This is a genomic window from Bradyrhizobium sp. ma5, from assembly GCF_042258955.1.
Lineage (GTDB): Bacteria > Pseudomonadota > Alphaproteobacteria > Rhizobiales > Xanthobacteraceae > Bradyrhizobium.
The window spans coordinates 8642195-8656884 of the sequence record NZ_CP170156.1; the positions used below are offsets into that span (position 1 = coordinate 8642195).

The 14690-nt window shown below is 64.8% G+C and carries 17 protein-coding genes; 7 read left to right on the plus strand and 10 right to left on the minus strand.

Annotated features, from left to right (window positions below):
- Positions 1-3: 3 nt before the first annotated feature.
- The gene (locus ACE103_RS40830; protein ID WP_223972137.1) at positions 4-639 is read right to left on the minus strand and encodes a J domain-containing protein; all 636 of its coding nucleotides are present in this window, start codon (positions 637-639) and stop codon (positions 4-6) included.
- Between the two features lie 109 nt (positions 640-748).
- Here ACE103_RS40830 and ACE103_RS40835 point away from each other — a divergent pair, with 109 nt between their 5' ends.
- Both ACE103_RS40835 and ACE103_RS40840 read left to right on the plus strand, forming a co-directional pair.
- On the plus strand, positions 749-1024 hold the full coding sequence (locus ACE103_RS40835) for a BolA family protein (RefSeq protein WP_353705417.1): 276 nt from the start codon (positions 749-751) through the stop codon (positions 1022-1024).
- A gap of 88 nt (positions 1025-1112) precedes the next feature.
- Positions 1113-1529, plus strand: a complete 417-nt coding sequence (locus ACE103_RS40840; protein WP_375777552.1) for a hypothetical protein — start codon at positions 1113-1115, stop codon at positions 1527-1529.
- Between the two features lie 214 nt (positions 1530-1743).
- Here ACE103_RS40840 and ACE103_RS40845 read toward each other — a convergent pair whose 3' ends face one another.
- From ACE103_RS40845 to ACE103_RS40855, 3 genes are all read right to left on the minus strand, one after another.
- Positions 1744-3054 (minus strand): HlyC/CorC family transporter, encoded by a 1311-nt coding sequence (locus ACE103_RS40845; RefSeq protein ID WP_223972130.1) that lies wholly within the window; start codon positions 3052-3054, stop codon positions 1744-1746.
- A 117-nt stretch (positions 3055-3171) separates the two neighbouring features.
- Positions 3172-4314, minus strand: coding sequence for a 3-dehydroquinate synthase (gene aroB / locus ACE103_RS40850; RefSeq protein ID WP_375777553.1), 1143 nt, complete (start codon positions 4312-4314; stop codon positions 3172-3174).
- On the minus strand, positions 4311-4943 hold the full coding sequence (locus ACE103_RS40855; RefSeq protein WP_375777554.1) for a shikimate kinase: 633 nt from the start codon (positions 4941-4943) through the stop codon (positions 4311-4313). The genes aroB and ACE103_RS40855 overlap by 4 nt, the downstream gene beginning before the upstream one ends.
- A 145-nt stretch (positions 4944-5088) precedes the next feature.
- Between ACE103_RS40855 and ACE103_RS40860 the strand changes: the two genes are divergently transcribed.
- The 5 genes from ACE103_RS40860 (at position 5089) to ACE103_RS40880 (ending at position 9718) form a co-directional block, all read left to right on the plus strand.
- The gene (locus ACE103_RS40860; protein ID WP_016843561.1) at positions 5089-5235 is read left to right on the plus strand and encodes a hypothetical protein; all 147 of its coding nucleotides are present in this window, start codon (positions 5089-5091) and stop codon (positions 5233-5235) included.
- Between the two features lie 17 nt (positions 5236-5252).
- The gene (gene xerD, locus ACE103_RS40865; protein ID WP_375777555.1) at positions 5253-6224 is read left to right on the plus strand and encodes a site-specific tyrosine recombinase XerD; all 972 of its coding nucleotides are present in this window, start codon (positions 5253-5255) and stop codon (positions 6222-6224) included.
- 202 nt (positions 6225-6426) lie between these two features.
- On the plus strand, positions 6427-7389 hold the full coding sequence (locus ACE103_RS40870; RefSeq protein WP_223972118.1) for an acetyl-CoA carboxylase carboxyltransferase subunit alpha: 963 nt from the start codon (positions 6427-6429) through the stop codon (positions 7387-7389).
- Positions 7390-7618: 229 nt separating this feature from the next.
- On the plus strand, positions 7619-9091 hold the full coding sequence (locus tag ACE103_RS40875) for a L,D-transpeptidase family protein (RefSeq protein WP_375777556.1): 1473 nt from the start codon (positions 7619-7621) through the stop codon (positions 9089-9091).
- 231 nt (positions 9092-9322) lie between these two features.
- Positions 9323-9718, plus strand: coding sequence for a nuclear transport factor 2 family protein (locus ACE103_RS40880; RefSeq protein WP_375777557.1), 396 nt, complete (start codon positions 9323-9325; stop codon positions 9716-9718).
- Positions 9719-9750: 32 nt separating this feature from the next.
- Here ACE103_RS40880 and ACE103_RS40885 read toward each other — a convergent pair whose 3' ends face one another.
- The 6 genes from ACE103_RS40885 to ACE103_RS40910 form a co-directional block, all read right to left on the minus strand.
- Positions 9751-9984, minus strand: a complete 234-nt coding sequence (locus tag ACE103_RS40885) for a hypothetical protein (RefSeq protein ID WP_375777558.1) — start codon at positions 9982-9984, stop codon at positions 9751-9753.
- A 79-nt stretch (positions 9985-10063) separates the two neighbouring features.
- On the minus strand, positions 10064-10765 hold the full coding sequence (locus ACE103_RS40890) for an ABC transporter ATP-binding protein (protein WP_375777559.1): 702 nt from the start codon (positions 10763-10765) through the stop codon (positions 10064-10066).
- Positions 10758-11492 carry an ABC transporter ATP-binding protein gene (locus ACE103_RS40895; protein WP_375777560.1) on the minus strand — a complete coding sequence of 245 codons (735 nt, stop codon included), beginning with the start codon at positions 11490-11492 and terminating at the stop codon, positions 10758-10760. Before ACE103_RS40895 ends, ACE103_RS40890 begins: the two co-directional genes overlap by 8 nt.
- A complete protein-coding gene (locus ACE103_RS40900; protein ID WP_375777561.1) occupies positions 11479-12579 on the minus strand; it encodes a branched-chain amino acid ABC transporter permease in 1101 nt (366 codons plus the stop codon). Before ACE103_RS40900 ends, ACE103_RS40895 begins: the two co-directional genes overlap by 14 nt.
- A gap of 7 nt (positions 12580-12586) precedes the next feature.
- Positions 12587-13807 (minus strand): substrate-binding protein, encoded by a 1221-nt coding sequence (locus ACE103_RS40905; protein ID WP_212311940.1) that lies wholly within the window; start codon positions 13805-13807, stop codon positions 12587-12589.
- A gap of 5 nt (positions 13808-13812) precedes the next feature.
- A complete protein-coding gene (locus ACE103_RS40910; RefSeq protein ID WP_375777562.1) occupies positions 13813-14670 on the minus strand; it encodes a branched-chain amino acid ABC transporter permease in 858 nt (285 codons plus the stop codon).
- Between the last annotated feature and the right edge of the window lie 20 nt (positions 14671-14690).

Below are 14690 nucleotides of genomic sequence, written 5' to 3' on the forward strand. Positions count from 1 at the left end.
AGCTTACGCCTCGCGCACCACGGTCTTCAGATAATTGTACGCCTTGATGATCTCGATCAGGCGATCCTCGGTGGAGCGGTCGCCGCCATTGGCGTCGGGGTGGTGCTGCTTCACCAGCGCCTTGTACTTCGACTTGACGTCTTCGAGCGTCGCGCCGGCGCCGAGCCCCATCACCAGCAGCGCCTTGCGCTCGGCGTTCATGACCTTGCGGGTCTCGGGCTTCGGCTCCGCGCCACCCGGTCCGGGACGCCAGCGGCCGCGGCCGTTGAGCTCGGAGAACACGTGGAACGGATCGGCGGCGGCGTCGAGACCGCTCTCCTTCTTGCCGTTGTTGGCGCCCATCTTCCAGGTCGGACGGTGGCCGGTCAGCGCGTCCTTCTGGTAGCGCGCAACGTCGTCAGGATTCATGCCCTGGAAGAAATTGTAGGACTGGTTGTACTCACGGACGTGATCGAGACAAAAATGCCAATACTCTCGCGAATTCTCGCGGCCCTTCGGGGCGCGGTGCGCTCCCTTGTTCTGGCAACCCGCCCACTCGCAGGCAACAGCCTGCTCGCCGGCTTGCGCCTGGCGCTTCGCACTCACCTTGGTCGGCTTGATGCGAATGGAGTCGAAGAATTTAGATGAATCGATCGGCATGTTCTCTTTGACTACGCAATGCACAAATCTTCAAGTCTTGACATTGCGCAGACCTCGTTTCCCGCTTGCACCATTGACGAAAAGCCGTCGCGGACCTAACTCCGCCGCCATGAGCACCAAAGACGCTATCATAAACAAGTTGCGTGAAGCTTTCTTGCCCGAAAGCCTCGACGTGGTCGATGAGTCACATCTGCATGAGGGCCACGCCGGCCACAGGCCAGGCGGCGAGACACATTTCAGGGTATATATTGTGTCTCCGGCCTTCGAAGGGAAGAGCCGGATCGAACGCCATCGCATGATAAATACGACGCTGGCGCAGGAACTCGCCGGCTCGGTGCACGCGCTGGCGATCCACGCCCACGGCCCCGGGGAAAAGCCGCGCTAGCGCGGGCTTGGCTCAAGACGAAGCAGCGGTTTTCCGTTATGAGAATGGGACCTCGGGCGACGGACCTGCGCCATCTGCGAGCAGGTGAATGATGGATCGTATCGCCACGCTTGATATGGGGCCATTGATGATCCCTTGCTGGCCACATTTCCGGTCGATTGTCGCCGCCGCCGGCCTGCTCCTGATCTGCGCGATGCGCCCGGCCGCAGCGCTGGATATGCCGAGCCCGTTCGTCCAGGAGGTGTTGATCAAGAGCATCCTGGTCTCGCTCAACGACGCGGTGGCCGCGAATAATTTCACCGTGTTCCACGCCAAGATCTCAAAGCCGTTCCGCGACCAGTTTTCGCCGGACAAGCTGAAGACGATCTTCAAGGATCTGGTCGACAAGCACGCGGTGTTCGACGCGGTGGTGGCCAAGCCGATCGTGCTCGACGAGGACGCCAAGATCGACGACAAGGGCGTGTTGCGGCTGAAGGCCATTTCGACACCACGCCCAAGCAGGTGAAGTATCAGCTCGGCTTCATCCCCTCCGACGGCGCGTGGAAGCTGTCGGGCATCACGATCGATATCGAGTAGTCCAGCCCGCTTCGTGAACCGTCATCCTGAGGAGCGCGCAGCGCGTCTCGAAGGATGCACGGCCACTAGTCGGGCCGTCGACCCTTCGAGACGCCGCTTCGCGGCTCCTCAGGGTGACGGAGCTGGCAGACTAGCCACGAGCCCTAGAACGCCGTCCCGGCCCGCTTCGGCTTCTTCTCGTCGAGTTCGGCGGCCTCGCGCGGGACAGCGACGATGCGCAGCGCGGTGATGCGGTTGCGCTCGCGGCGGAGCACGCGGAAGCGGAAGCCGTGGAAGGTGAAGCTCTGGCCGCGATCGGGAATCGAGCGCGCCTCGTGGATCACGAGGCCGGCGACCGTGGTCGCCTCCTCGTCCGGCAGGCGCCAGTCCATCGCGCGGTTGAGGTCGCGGATCGGCACCGAGCCGTCGACCACGACCGAGCCGTCCGGCTGGGCGCGTACGCCGGCGACGACCACGTCGTGCTCGTCGGAGATGTCGCCGACGATCTCCTCCAGGATGTCCTCCAGCGTCACCATGCCTTCGACCTCGCCATACTCGTCGACCACGAGGGCGAAGTGGGTCTTGCGGCGGCGGAACGCCTTCAGCTGTTCAGAGACCGGGCGCATCTCCGGCACGAACCAGGGCGGCAGCGCGATCGCGGAGGCATCGATCGCCGACATGTCGCCCTCATTGGCGCGCATCGCCCGCAGCAGGTCCTTGGCGTGGAGCACGCCGACGATGTTCTCCGGCTTCTCGCGCCACAGCGGGATGCGGGTGTATTCGCTCGCCAGCACCTCGCGCACCAGCTCCTCGGGCGGCAGGTCGGCGTTGACCATGGTCATCTCGGTGCGATGGACCATCACGTCGGAGACCTGCAGCTCGCTGAGGTCCAGCAACCCGCCGAGCATGTCGCGGTCCTGCTTCTCGACCTTGCCTTCGTGATGCAGCAGATCGACCGCGCCGCGCAGGCGTTCGGTCGGCGACAGGATGGCCTGATGCGCGCCGATCTTGATGCCGAGCAGCCGCATCAGGGCGCGGACAATCCCTTCGATGATGGTCAGCAGCGGCCCGAGCACGAACACCGTCAACCGCATCGGCCGGGCCACCAGCAGCGACACCCGGTCCGGCGCGTTGATGGCGACGGTCTTGGGCAGCACTTCCGCGAAGATCACCACCAGCACCGTCATCACGCCGGTGGCATAGAGCACGCCGACATCGCCGAACCAGGCGGTGAAGATGCCGGTGGCGAGCGCGGAGGCGCCGATATTGGCGATATTGTTGCCGAGCAGCAGCGCGCCGATCATCCGCTCGCGCATCGCCATCAGGCTAGAGACCACCGTGGCGTCGCTGTTGCCCTGCTTGGACAGCCGCAACATGCTGGCGCGCGAGGCCCCGGTCAGCGCCGTCTCACTCGCCGAGAAGAAGGCGGAGACGAGCAGACAGAGCAGCACGATCGAGAAGGTCAACCATCCCACTGACTTAATCCGTGGCTAGAGCATGATCCGGAAAAGTGTGTAGCGGTTTTCCGAAAAGATCATGCTCAAATCAAAGAGATAGAGTGGGATGACGATTCGAAAAAGAGTCATCCCGCTCTAGGCCTTCAGCTTGGCTTGCAGGAAGTCGCGCACCGGCTGCGGCTCGACATTGTTGGCAATCACGGCGCGGCCGACCGCCTCCAGCAGGATGAAGGTGAGCTTGCCGCGCTTGACCTTCTTGTCCTGCGCCATCAGCGCCAACAGAGCGTCGGCATCGGGAAGCCCTTCCTGCGTGAAGCCTGCGATATCCTGCAGGCGCGTCGGCAATCCTACCGCGGAAAGATGACGCGCGATGCGGGCCGCATCGTCGGATGAAATCATGCCGAGCTGCGCGGAGAATTCAGCCGCGAGCACCATGCCGACCGAAACGCCCTCACCATGGAACAGGCGGTCGGAGAAGCCGGTCGCGGCTTCCAGCGCATGGCCGAAAGTGTGGCCTAGATTGAGCAGCGCGCGCTCGCCGGTCTCGCGCTCGTCGCGGGAAACGACGCCGGCCTTGGCGCGGCAGGAGGTTGCGATCGCATGCTCGCGCCCCGCACCGCCCGAGAAGATATCGGCGTGGTTCTTCTCCAGCCAGGCGAAGAAGGCCTCGTCACCGAGGATGCCGTATTTCGCGACCTCGGCGTAGCCGGCGCGGAATTGGCGCGGCGACAGGGTGTCGAGCACCGAGGTGTCGGCGATGACCAGCACCGGCTGGTGGAAGGCGCCGATCAGGTTCTTGCCCTGCGGCGAGTTGATGCCGGTCTTGCCGCCGACGGAGGAATCGACCTGCGCCAGCAGCGAGGTCGGCACCTGCACGAAATCGACGCCGCGGCGCAGGATCGCAGCCGCGAACCCGGCGAGATCGCCGACCACGCCGCCGCCGAGCGCGATCACCAGATCGTTGCGCTCGATTTTCGCCGCGATCAGCGCCTCGCTGACCTGCGTCAGCGTGGTGTAGCTCTTCGAGCCCTCGCCCTCCTCGACGACGATCCGCGACGTCGGCACGCCGGCTGCGGCGAGCGACGCCTCGGCCGGCTCCAGCCAATGCCTGGCGACGGTGCGATCGGTGACGATGGCGGTCCGCACGCCGGGCCGCAGCGCCGCGACCCGCTCGCCCAGCGAGGCCAGCACGTCGCGGCCGATGACGATATCATAGGCGCGGTCGCCGAGTGCGACGTCGACGGTAACGGGGGCGGAGTGTTTCAAGGGTGCGGTCATGAGGTCGCGTTCAATCCATCAGGTGGTGGCTCGCCGGCCGGATGCACGCCGCACAGATGCGCATGCAGGGCCGCGAGGCATTCGTCGACGATGCGGTCGTGCGGCACGTCGCGCGAGGCAATCGTCAGATCGGCGGTCTGGTAGACCGGCTCGCGCTCGCCGAGCAGCCGGTTCACCGTCGCCTCGGGATCGGCGGTCTGCAGCAGCGGACGATCGGCACGGCGGCGGACGCGGCGCATGATGATATCACTGTCGGCCTTGAGCCAGATTGAAACGGCGCGGTCGCGGATCTTGCTGCGGGTCTCCTCGCGCATGAAGGCGCCGCCGCCGGTCGCCAGCACGACCGAGCCGCTATCGAGGATGCGGGCGATCACCCGCGCCTCGCCGTCGCGGAAATACGGCTCGCCATGGGTCTCGAAGATCTCCGGGATCGTCATGCGCGCCGCCGCCTCGATCTCGGTGTCGGCATCGGTAAACGGCAAACTGAGCCGCAGCGCCATCCGGCGGCCGATGGTCGACTTACCGGCCCCCATCATGCCGACCAGCACGATCGACCGCGTCCCCAGCGCGGCCGTGATATCGGCCTCGAGGGTCGGGTGGGCGGGCGCCGGGACGGCTGCGTCGGACATCAAAAAGCTCGGATATTGGGACGATTTGTTCAGAATTCGAGCAACCTATACTACCCCCGGCGATACCGTTACCAGCGACTCTTGCAACGGCGCGGGGAACATGTTGGATGATTTCATTGGTTAATTCGCCGCCTGAGTCGCCTCCATGCCCAGCCTGTTCCGCTTCCTGACGGTCGTCGCCGTGATTTTCGGGATCGGCTACGGCATCGTCTTCGCGCTCGCGAATTTCGTGCACCCGAAACCGCGGGAAATGACGGTGACCATCCCGCCGGATAAGTTCCTCAAGAAATAGGCGCTATGAGTCTTGGCATGACCGCTGCTGCCAAGAAGACCCCTGCCAAGTCCTCCGACGCCAAGCTGACCGCGTTGTTCCTCGACATGCTCGCCGCGGAACAGGGCGCAGGCGTCAACACGCTCGACGCCTACCGGCGCGACCTCATTGATTTCTCCGACTACCTCGCCCATGCCGGCACCGATTTCACCGGCGCCGACACCGACGCGCTGCGCGGTTACCTCGCCGACCTCGACACGCGCGGCTTCAAGTCAACCAGCGTGGCGCGGCGGCTGTCGGCAATGCGGCATCTCTACCGCTTCCTGCTCAACGAACGTATCCGCAGCGACGATCCGGCCGCGATCCTGTCCGGCCCGAAGCGCGGCCGCGGCCTGCCCAAGGTACTGTCGATTGCCGACGTCGACCGCATGCTGACCCGCGCTAAAGAGCTGACCCAGACCGACGTCTCGCCGGCGCAGCGGCTGCGCGCGCTGCGGCTGTACTGCCTGCTCGAGGTGCTCTACGCCACCGGCCTGCGCGTTTCCGAGCTGGTGTCGTTACCGGTCTCCGCGGCGCGGCGCGACGCACGGATGATCGTGGTGCGCGGCAAGGGCAACAAGGAGCGGCTGGTGCCGCTGAACGACGCCTCACGCCAGGCGATGGCGGACTATCTCGCCGCGCTGGAGGTGATGCAGCCGAAGGCGAAGAAGACCGCACCGTCGAAATGGCTGTTTCCGTCTTCCGGAGAGAGCGGTCATTTGACCCGGCAGCATTTCGCCCGCGACCTGAAGGAGCTCGCGGCCGCCTCCGGCCTCGCACCGCGGCTGGTGTCTCCGCACGTGCTGCGCCACGCCTTCGCCAGCCACCTGCTGCACAATGGCGCGGACCTGCGCATCGTGCAGACCCTGCTCGGCCATACCGACATCTCGACCACCCAGATCTACACCCATGTGGTCGAGGAGCGGCTGAAGAGCCTGGTCCGCGACCTGCATCCGCTGGCGGAGAAGTAAGTCCGGCACCCGCCAGACATCGATACCTTCGCCTGATCCGCCTTGACTTCCGCGTCGTCTCCGCAGAAAGAGCGTCACCTGCCTGCGATCCCGAAGCGTGCATTCCGCCCGAATGCGCGTTAACCGATTGAAGTTACAAAACTTCTCTTGCCACCGCCGAAACCGCTTCGCCCCTCGCGTTGTTCCTCCCTATATTGAGTTGATGCCCGACCCGATGCGCAGCTATCTCGACTTCGAAAAACCCGTCGCCGAGCTTGAATCCAAGATCGACGAGTTGCGTGCGCTTGCCGCAAGCGGCAGCGACATCGGCGACGAGGTCGCGCGGATCGAAGACAAGGCGGCGCAGGCGCTGACCGACCTCTATGCCAACCTGACGGCGTGGCAGAAGACGCTGGTGGCGCGGCATCCGCAGCGGCCGCACTTCACCGATTTCATCGGCGGCCTGATCACCGAATTCACCCCGATGGCCGGCGACCGCAAATTCGCCGACGACGAGGCCCTGATCGGCGGCTTCGGCCGCTTCCGCGGCGAGAGCATCTGCGTGGTCGGCCAGGAGAAGGGCGCCACGACCGATACCCGCATCAAGCACAATTTCGGCATGGCGCGCCCCGAAGGCTACCGCAAGGCGGTGCGCCTGATGGAGATGGCCGACCGCTTCGGCATCCCCGTACTGTCGATCGTCGATTCCGCCGGCGCCTATCCCGGCATCGGCGCCGAGGAGCGCGGCCAGGCCGAGGCGATCGCGCGCTCGATCGACTCGTGCCTGTCGCTCGGCGTGCCCAATGTCGCGATCGTCACCGGCGAAGGCATGTCGGGCGGCGCCATCGCGATCACGACGGCGAACCGCGTCCTGATGATGGAGCACGCGATCTACAGCGTGATCTCGCCGGAGGCGGCGTCCTCGATCCTGTGGCGCGACGGCACCAAGGCGCAGGAAGCCGCCAACAGCATGAAGATCACCGCCCAGGACATGCTGCGCTTCGGCGTGATCGACCAGATCCTGAAAGAACCCTCCGGCGGCGCTCATCGCGACCCCGCCGCGATGATCGCGCTCACGGGCGACGCCATCGCCCAGGCGTTCAACGACCTACGAAATCTTGATCCGGACGCGATTCGCAAACAGCGGCGCCAGAAGTTCCTGGATATCGGCCGCAAGCTGGGTTGACCCACCCAAACCGCCCAATTTTTCGACCAAATCGGCCGATTTTGCCGTAATTGGGCCCCGAGACGGGTCTTTAACGTTCCTTGAACCATGCCTGCTACCGTGAAGGCTGTCAGCCTCGGTTCAGGTTGCGAGCAGGGGTGGTCGAAGGCTAATATTTTACACAATGGCTTCAGGGCATATTCGCCGTGTTGGGGTCGCGAAAATCGCCCGGTGGGTGTGGAGCTCGGACTTGACTCATCGCACGCTCGTACGCGCGCTTCTGACTTCGGCGGTCCTCGCCGCGGGTGCCATGCTCGCCGGCTGTGACAGCGATCAGATCTCGCTCGCGCAGAACGCCAAGGCCAACCAGCCGGTCCCGCCAAAGCTCGTCGCTGCCATGACCGAGAAGGACATGGACATGCAGTCGCCGATCCTGGTGCGGCTGTTCAAGCAGGAAGCCGAGCTCGAGATCTGGAAGCAGACCCGCTCCGGCCAGTTCGCGCTGCTCAAGACCTATCCGATCTGCCGCTGGTCGGGCGATCTCGGTCCGAAGGTCCGCGAGGGTGACCGCCAGGCGCCCGAGGGATTCTATTCGATCAACCCGAGCCAGATGAACCCGCAGTCGGCCTATTACCTCTCCTTCAACACCGGCTATCCCAACGCGTTCGACAAGTCGCTCGGCCGCACCGGCTCGGAGCTGATGGTGCATGGCGACTGCTCGTCGCGCGGTTGCTACGCGATGACCGACGAGCAGATCGCGGAGATCTATTCGCTCGGCCGCGAGTCGTTCTTCGGTGGCCAGAAGGCCTTCCAGTTTCAAGCCTATCCGTTCCGGATGACGCCGGTGAACATGGCCAAGCACCGCAACAACCCGAACATGCCTTTCTGGAAGATGATCAAGGAAGGCAACGATCATTTCGAGGTGACAAAGCAGGAGCCGAAGGTCGACTTCTGCGAGAGGAAATACGTCTTCGACGCGGTGAAGGCGCCGGACGCTGTGCGCGATCCGGTGTTCAATGCATCGGCGAAGTGCCCGGCCTATGTCATCCCCGAGGAGATCGCGAGCGCAGTGCGCGAGAAGGAGCAGCGCGACGACGCGGAGATGGCCAAATTAGCCGCGAAGGGTACGCCCGTGGCCCGCCTCAACACCGGCATCGACGGCGGCATGAACGCGATCTTCGCCTCGAAGATTCCCGAAGGAAACACCGGTCTGTCCGAAGGCGGCGACAGCCAGGCGCTTCAGTCGATGTCGCTGGCGCGCGCCCCCGGCACGATCCCCGGCACGGTCAATCCGCCGCGGCCCAATCTCGCAGTCCAGCGGGAAGAGCCGGTGGTGGCGACCACGTCGTCGACCACGCCGCCGGCCAGCACCCGCGTCGCCTCGGCCAACGCGTCCGACAAATCCGAAGGCTTCTTCTCGAGCTTTGCCCGCAAGGTCGGCATCGGTGACGCCACCGCCGACGCCGGCAAGCCGGCCGCATCGCCGTCCACGCCGGCCGCCGCCGCGCCGGCCAAGCCGAAGGTCGCCGAGGCCAAGCCGCAATCGATGGTTCGTGTCGCCCCGAAGGCGGAGCCGAAGCAGGCCGCCAAGCCGGCGCCGAAGCCGCAGGTGACCAGCACCGCCGCAGCCGCCCCGGCCACGACACCGTCGACCCAACTCGCGGGCTCCGCGCCCGTCGTGCAGACCAACTCGTTCGACACCCGCTTCTCCGCGGTGAAGTAAGCGGGGGCTTGCGCCGCGGCGCTGCCTTTTGGGTAACGATCAAACTTTCCCGCCAGTACAGTGTCGTCCCGGCGAAGGCCGGGACGACATCGAGTATGTTGCGCGATCTGTGAGCCAAACTTCCGCATCCACGCGACATGAATTGCCCCAGCGTCGCTCTGCCACATTCTGCTTGCCAATCGCGCACTGACGACCGTCAGATGATGCACGGGGCACAGCCGGGAGATTGCGATGGACGATCGAGCCGTACGCACGGCACTGCAGCGCCATTGGGAAGCGTCGGACGCCAGCGATTTCGAGCGCGAGCATGAGATCTACCACGAGGATGCGGTGCTCGATTATCCGCAATCGGGCGAACGAATTCGCGGCCGGCGCAACATTCAGCAGAGCCGGACGGTGCAGCCGAACACAAAGCGCTTCACGATCCAGCGCATGATCGGCACCGGCGATCTCTGGGTCACCGAGTTCGTGCTGACCTATGACGGCATCCCGTCCTACACGGTGAGCATCATGGAATTCCGCGACGGACAGGTCGTCCTCGAGACGCAGTACTTCGCCGACCGGTTTGAGCCCTCGCCATCGCGCGCGCATCTTGTCGAGCACGTCGGCGGGACGCCGTCGCGTTGATCAACGCGAATATCTGCACCGGCTGATGACGGTTACATGCCGTGGCTTTCAAATACCTTCTTGCAGCTTGAGCTCAGGCTGGCGCGCTTCATCTGAAGGCAGCTCTGCACGGCGCCGTCATTGCCGAGGTCTTTTCGGCAGAAGCGCTGTGCATCGCGTGAGCACGCGGATTGTTCGGACTTGGTGCCGGCATGCTGCGCCAGCGCTGCACCGCTGCTCATCACGGCAGCAGCAGCACAAAGGGTTATGATCGAAAGATAACGCATTGGTGAATTCCTCCCGCGGCCCAACGGCAGCCGGGGCGCTTCGTTCCTCGGGAACCCGGGATTCACCACGCCCCCGCGGCTACGGCGCCAGATACCGCAGCAATTCCGGATCGTTGCGCACTTCGCTGGCGCCGCCCTGCAGCGCGACGCGGCCGCGATCCAGCACATAGGCGTAGTCGGCGACGCGCAGCGCGAGGTCGAGATGCTGCTCGACGATCACGACCGAGATGCTCTTGGCGAGCTCGATCAGCCGCTCGGTGATCTCCTCGATGACACCGATCCAGACGCCTTCGGTTGGCTCGTCCAGCAGCAGCAGTTTCGGATTGCCTAGCATGGCGCGGCCGATCGCCAGCATCTTACGCTCGCCGCCGGACAGCGTGCCGGCCGGCTGGTCGAGGCGCTGGCCGAGCTTCGGGAAGATCTCGAGCACGCGATCGACCGCGCTCGTATCGGAATTTGTCAGCGAGCCTACCGCGAGGTTGTCGCGCACCGACAGGCGGGCGAACACCGAATGCTCCTGCGGCACATAGCCGATGCCGGAGCGCACGCGCTCCTCGGTGCGGCGGCGGGTGATGTCGCGGCCGTCGAAGAACAACTCTCCCGTTGTGCTCGCGAGCTCACCGACGATGGTCTTCATCAGCGTGGTCTTGCCGGCGCCGTTGCGGCCGAGCACGGCGACGCCGCCGCGCCAGGGAATGCCGATGTTGACATCGAACAGGACCTGGCTGCGGCCGTAACCGGCATCGATATGCCGGATATCGAGGAAGGATTGGTCAGGCACGGCGAAGATAAATCTCCTGGACGCTCTTGTTGGCCTGGATTTCCGCGACCGTTCCCGAGGCCAGCACCTTGCCCTGGTCGAGCACGGTGAGGCGGTCGCAGATGTCGCGGATGAAATCGAGGTCGTGTTCGACGATGACGAGCGAGCAATGCTGCTTGATCGGCTGCAACAGCTCGCCGGTGACGCGGCGCTCTTCGAGGCTCATGCCGCCGGTCGGCTCATCCAGCAGCAACAGCCGCGGCTTGCCGGCGAGCGCCATCGCGATCTCGAGCCATTGCTGCTGGCCATGCGACAACGCCGCCGCGGCATCATGCGCGCGGTCGGCGAGCCGGAACTGGGTCAGCATCGTCATGACCTGATCGTGCAGCCTGTTGCGGGTGCGCGACAGCACGAGATCGAACAGCGACGAATGCGCCTGCAGCGCCAGCAGGATGTTGTCGTACAGCGTCAGCGTCGGCAGCACCGAGGTGATCTGGAATTTCAGGCTCATGCCGGCGCGGGCGCGCTCGGTCGGCGTGAACGCGGTGATGTCGGCGTTGACGAACGAGACCTTGCCCGTGGTCGGCATTTCGGCGCCGGCGACGCATTTCATCAGCGTGCTCTTGCCCGAGCCGTTGGGGCCGATCAGGCCGTGAAACTCGTTCTCGCCGACGGTCAAGCCTGCGCCGTCGAGCGCGGTGAGCTTGCCGTACATCTTGCTGATGCCTGATGCTTCAAGGAGCGGCATTGCCGGTCTCCTTTGGCTTTGGCGCTTTGCCGAAGCTGCCGACCCGCTCGCGCTCGCCGAGCACGAGGGAGACCAGCCCGAGCGGGCGGAACATGATCACGAGCAGCAGCAGCACGCCGAGGATGATCGGCCAGACGTCGCGGTAATTGTCCGACAGCCAGAAGCTGACGCCCTCGATGATCACGGTGCCGATCACCGCGCCGATCAGCGTGCCGGAGCCGCCGAATAACACATACAGAACGACCTGGGTCGAGAACACGACCCCCAGCATGTTGGGCCAGACGAATCCTTCGTGGAAGGCATAGAGGCTGCCGGCGAGGCCGGCGATGGTGCCGCCGACCGCAAAGATGATCGCCTTCAGATGCTGCGCCTTGTAGCCGAAGAAGGCGATGCGCTGCTCGTTCTCGCGCAGGCCCGCGAGCGCGAGGCCGAATTGCGAGCGGACCAGGAAGCGGCAGAGCAGATAGACCACGACGAGGATGCCGAGCACCATGTAGTAGTAGACCGGCCCCTCCTCGAACTCGTAGCTGCCGAGCGTGAGCGACGGGATCGACGGGATGCCGTTCTGGCCGCCGAGATAGTACCAGCCGCGCGCCAGCCGGTCCGCCGCGTAGGAGCCGGTCAGGGTACCGAGCGAGACGAAGATCACGCTCGAGGGATAGCGCCCGAGCAGCAGGAAGCCGCCGAGCAGCAGCGATGCGGTGAGGCCGATCAAGATGCCCGCCGGCAGGATCAAGAGGATCGAGGTGACGTTGAGGTCGCGCGCCAGCAACGCCACGCCGTAGCCGGCGGCGCCGAAGAACAACGCCTGGCCGAAGCTCATGATACCGGCATAGCCCCACACCAAGTCGAACGACAGCGCGAACAGCGCGAGGATCACCACGCGGGTGGCGAACACCGTGAGATAGTCCTGCAGCACCCATGGCAGGACCAGTGCGATCAAGAGCACCAGCCCTTCCACGATCGGCAGGACCTTCCATCCTGCCGATGCCTGTCCCGCCGGCGCGCGCGCGGCCGGTGCACCTTCACCTGTCACGACATCCGGTTCCTCACCGATGCGTGCGACGGCCTGCTCTGCTCCACCCATGGATTGCTCAGCATTCCTTGGGATCGACGAGACCGGCGCTGCGCGCCACGATCTCATAGTTCCCGCCTTTGGCAACAGCGGTGTACATCTTCATCTTGCAGTGCCGCTTGCCGGGCACCATTTCGGCCGGTCCGCCGGGCCCTTCGGCGATCTTGGCGTGATCGAGCGCAGCCGCAACCGAGTCACGATCGACCTTGCCAGCTTCCTTGACCGCGGCTTCCCACAGCTTGAGGCCGCGATAGGTTCCGGTGGCGGCGCTGCCGGCCGCGAACAGGAAGTTGCCCGGAAAATCCTTCTCATAGGCCGCCTGGATCTTGGCGTTGAACGGATCCTCCTTGGTCAGCACCTTGAAGTAGTCGAGGCAGCTCGCCAAACCCTCGATCTCGCTGGCCTGATTGATGTTGAGCGTGTTCTCGTCATAGTAGACGCAGGCGAGCCGCCCGCCGTTCTTGAGGAAGCCGGCTTCATAGAGCTGCTTGAAGAACGGCCCGACACCAGGCGGGATCACGGTGTTGAAGACGACGTCGACCTTGTTGGAGATGATGCGGTTGACGGTGGACGAGAAGTCGACCTGGTCGAGCGGGTAATACTCCTCGAACACGACCTCGCCGCCATTGTCCTCGATCACCTTGCGGGCGTAGACGTTGAGCGTGTGCGGCCAGACATAGTTGGCGCTCGGCAGCGCGAACTTCTTGCCGCCGTTCTTGATAAGCCAGGGAATGAACTCGTCGCATTGCTGCGCCGGCGTCGGCCCGGTGCAGAACAGATAGGGCGTGCACTCCTTGCCCTCGTAGAGCTGCGGATAGATGTAGAGCGTCTTGCCGCGCGCCACGATCGGGTCCTTGATCGCGTTCCGCATCGACGAGGTGATGCCGCCCAGCACCATGTCGACCTTATCGCGCTGGATCAGCTTGCGGACATTGCCGACCGCGACCGATTCGTTCGAGGCAGTGTCCTCGATATAGAGCTCGAGCGGCCGGCCGAGCAGGCCGCCACCGGCGTTGATCTCCTTGATCACCATCTTGGCGACGTTGGCGTCGGCATTGCCGGCATAGGCGATCGGGCCGGTGAGGTCGGTCGCGATGCCGACCTTGATCGGTCCCTCGGCGGCGTTGGCCCAATCGGGCCTCACCACCCAGCTTCCAACGCCGGTCGCGAGCGCACCGGTCGCGAAGGCGAAATTGCTCATGAAGCGGCGGCGCGTGAGATTCATGCGTTCAATCGACATGGTGATTAGACCCCTTTCCCAGCAATGAGGCCTTGCGGCCGGAATTTGATGAAGGCGATGGCGAGCACGAAGACGAGGACGTCGGCGACGACGGGCGACATGACCCATGGCAGCGCTGCGCTGAGCGTGCCGATGACGCCGGCGCCGGCAACCGGACCGATGAAGGAGCCGACCCCGCCGACCATCACGGCGACGAAGCCCTGGATCAGGAAGCGGATGCCGAGATCGGCAAACAGAGAGAACACCGGCACGATCAGCGCGCCGGCTAGCCCGGCCAGCGCCGCGCCGAACGCAAAGGTCGCGCCGTAGATCAACGGCGTCGAGATGCCCGACGCGCGCGCGAGCGCCGGGTTCTCCAGCGTGGCGCGGACCCGAAGCCCGAAGTTCGTGCGCGCCAGCAGCAGATAGCAGCCGCCCATCACCACAAGCGTGATCACGATGATGGTGAAGCGCCAGGCCGAGATGTGGACCGAGCCGAGGTCGATCGAACCGCCGATCGGCTCCGGCACCGTGAGATAGAAGCCGCCGATCAGGCCGCGGACGCTTTCGCGGATGATCAGCCCGAGCGCATAGGTGCCGAGCATCGCCACGATCGGCGCGGCGTAGAAGCGTCGGATGATCAGCGCCTCCAGCACGAAGCCGATCGCGCCGACCACGAAGGGCGCGGCGACCATGCCGGCCCAGACCGGCGCGCCATGGGCATACGCCAGATAGGTCACGTAGGCTCCGAGCAGGACGAATTCGCCCTGCGCGAAGTTGAAGATGCCCATCATGCTGGCGATGATGCCGAGCCCGAGCACGACCAGCACGATGATCGCGCCGAAGCTTACGATTTCGAACAGCGCGGCGAAGGTGCTAGCCATGGTGGCCGATCCATCGACCT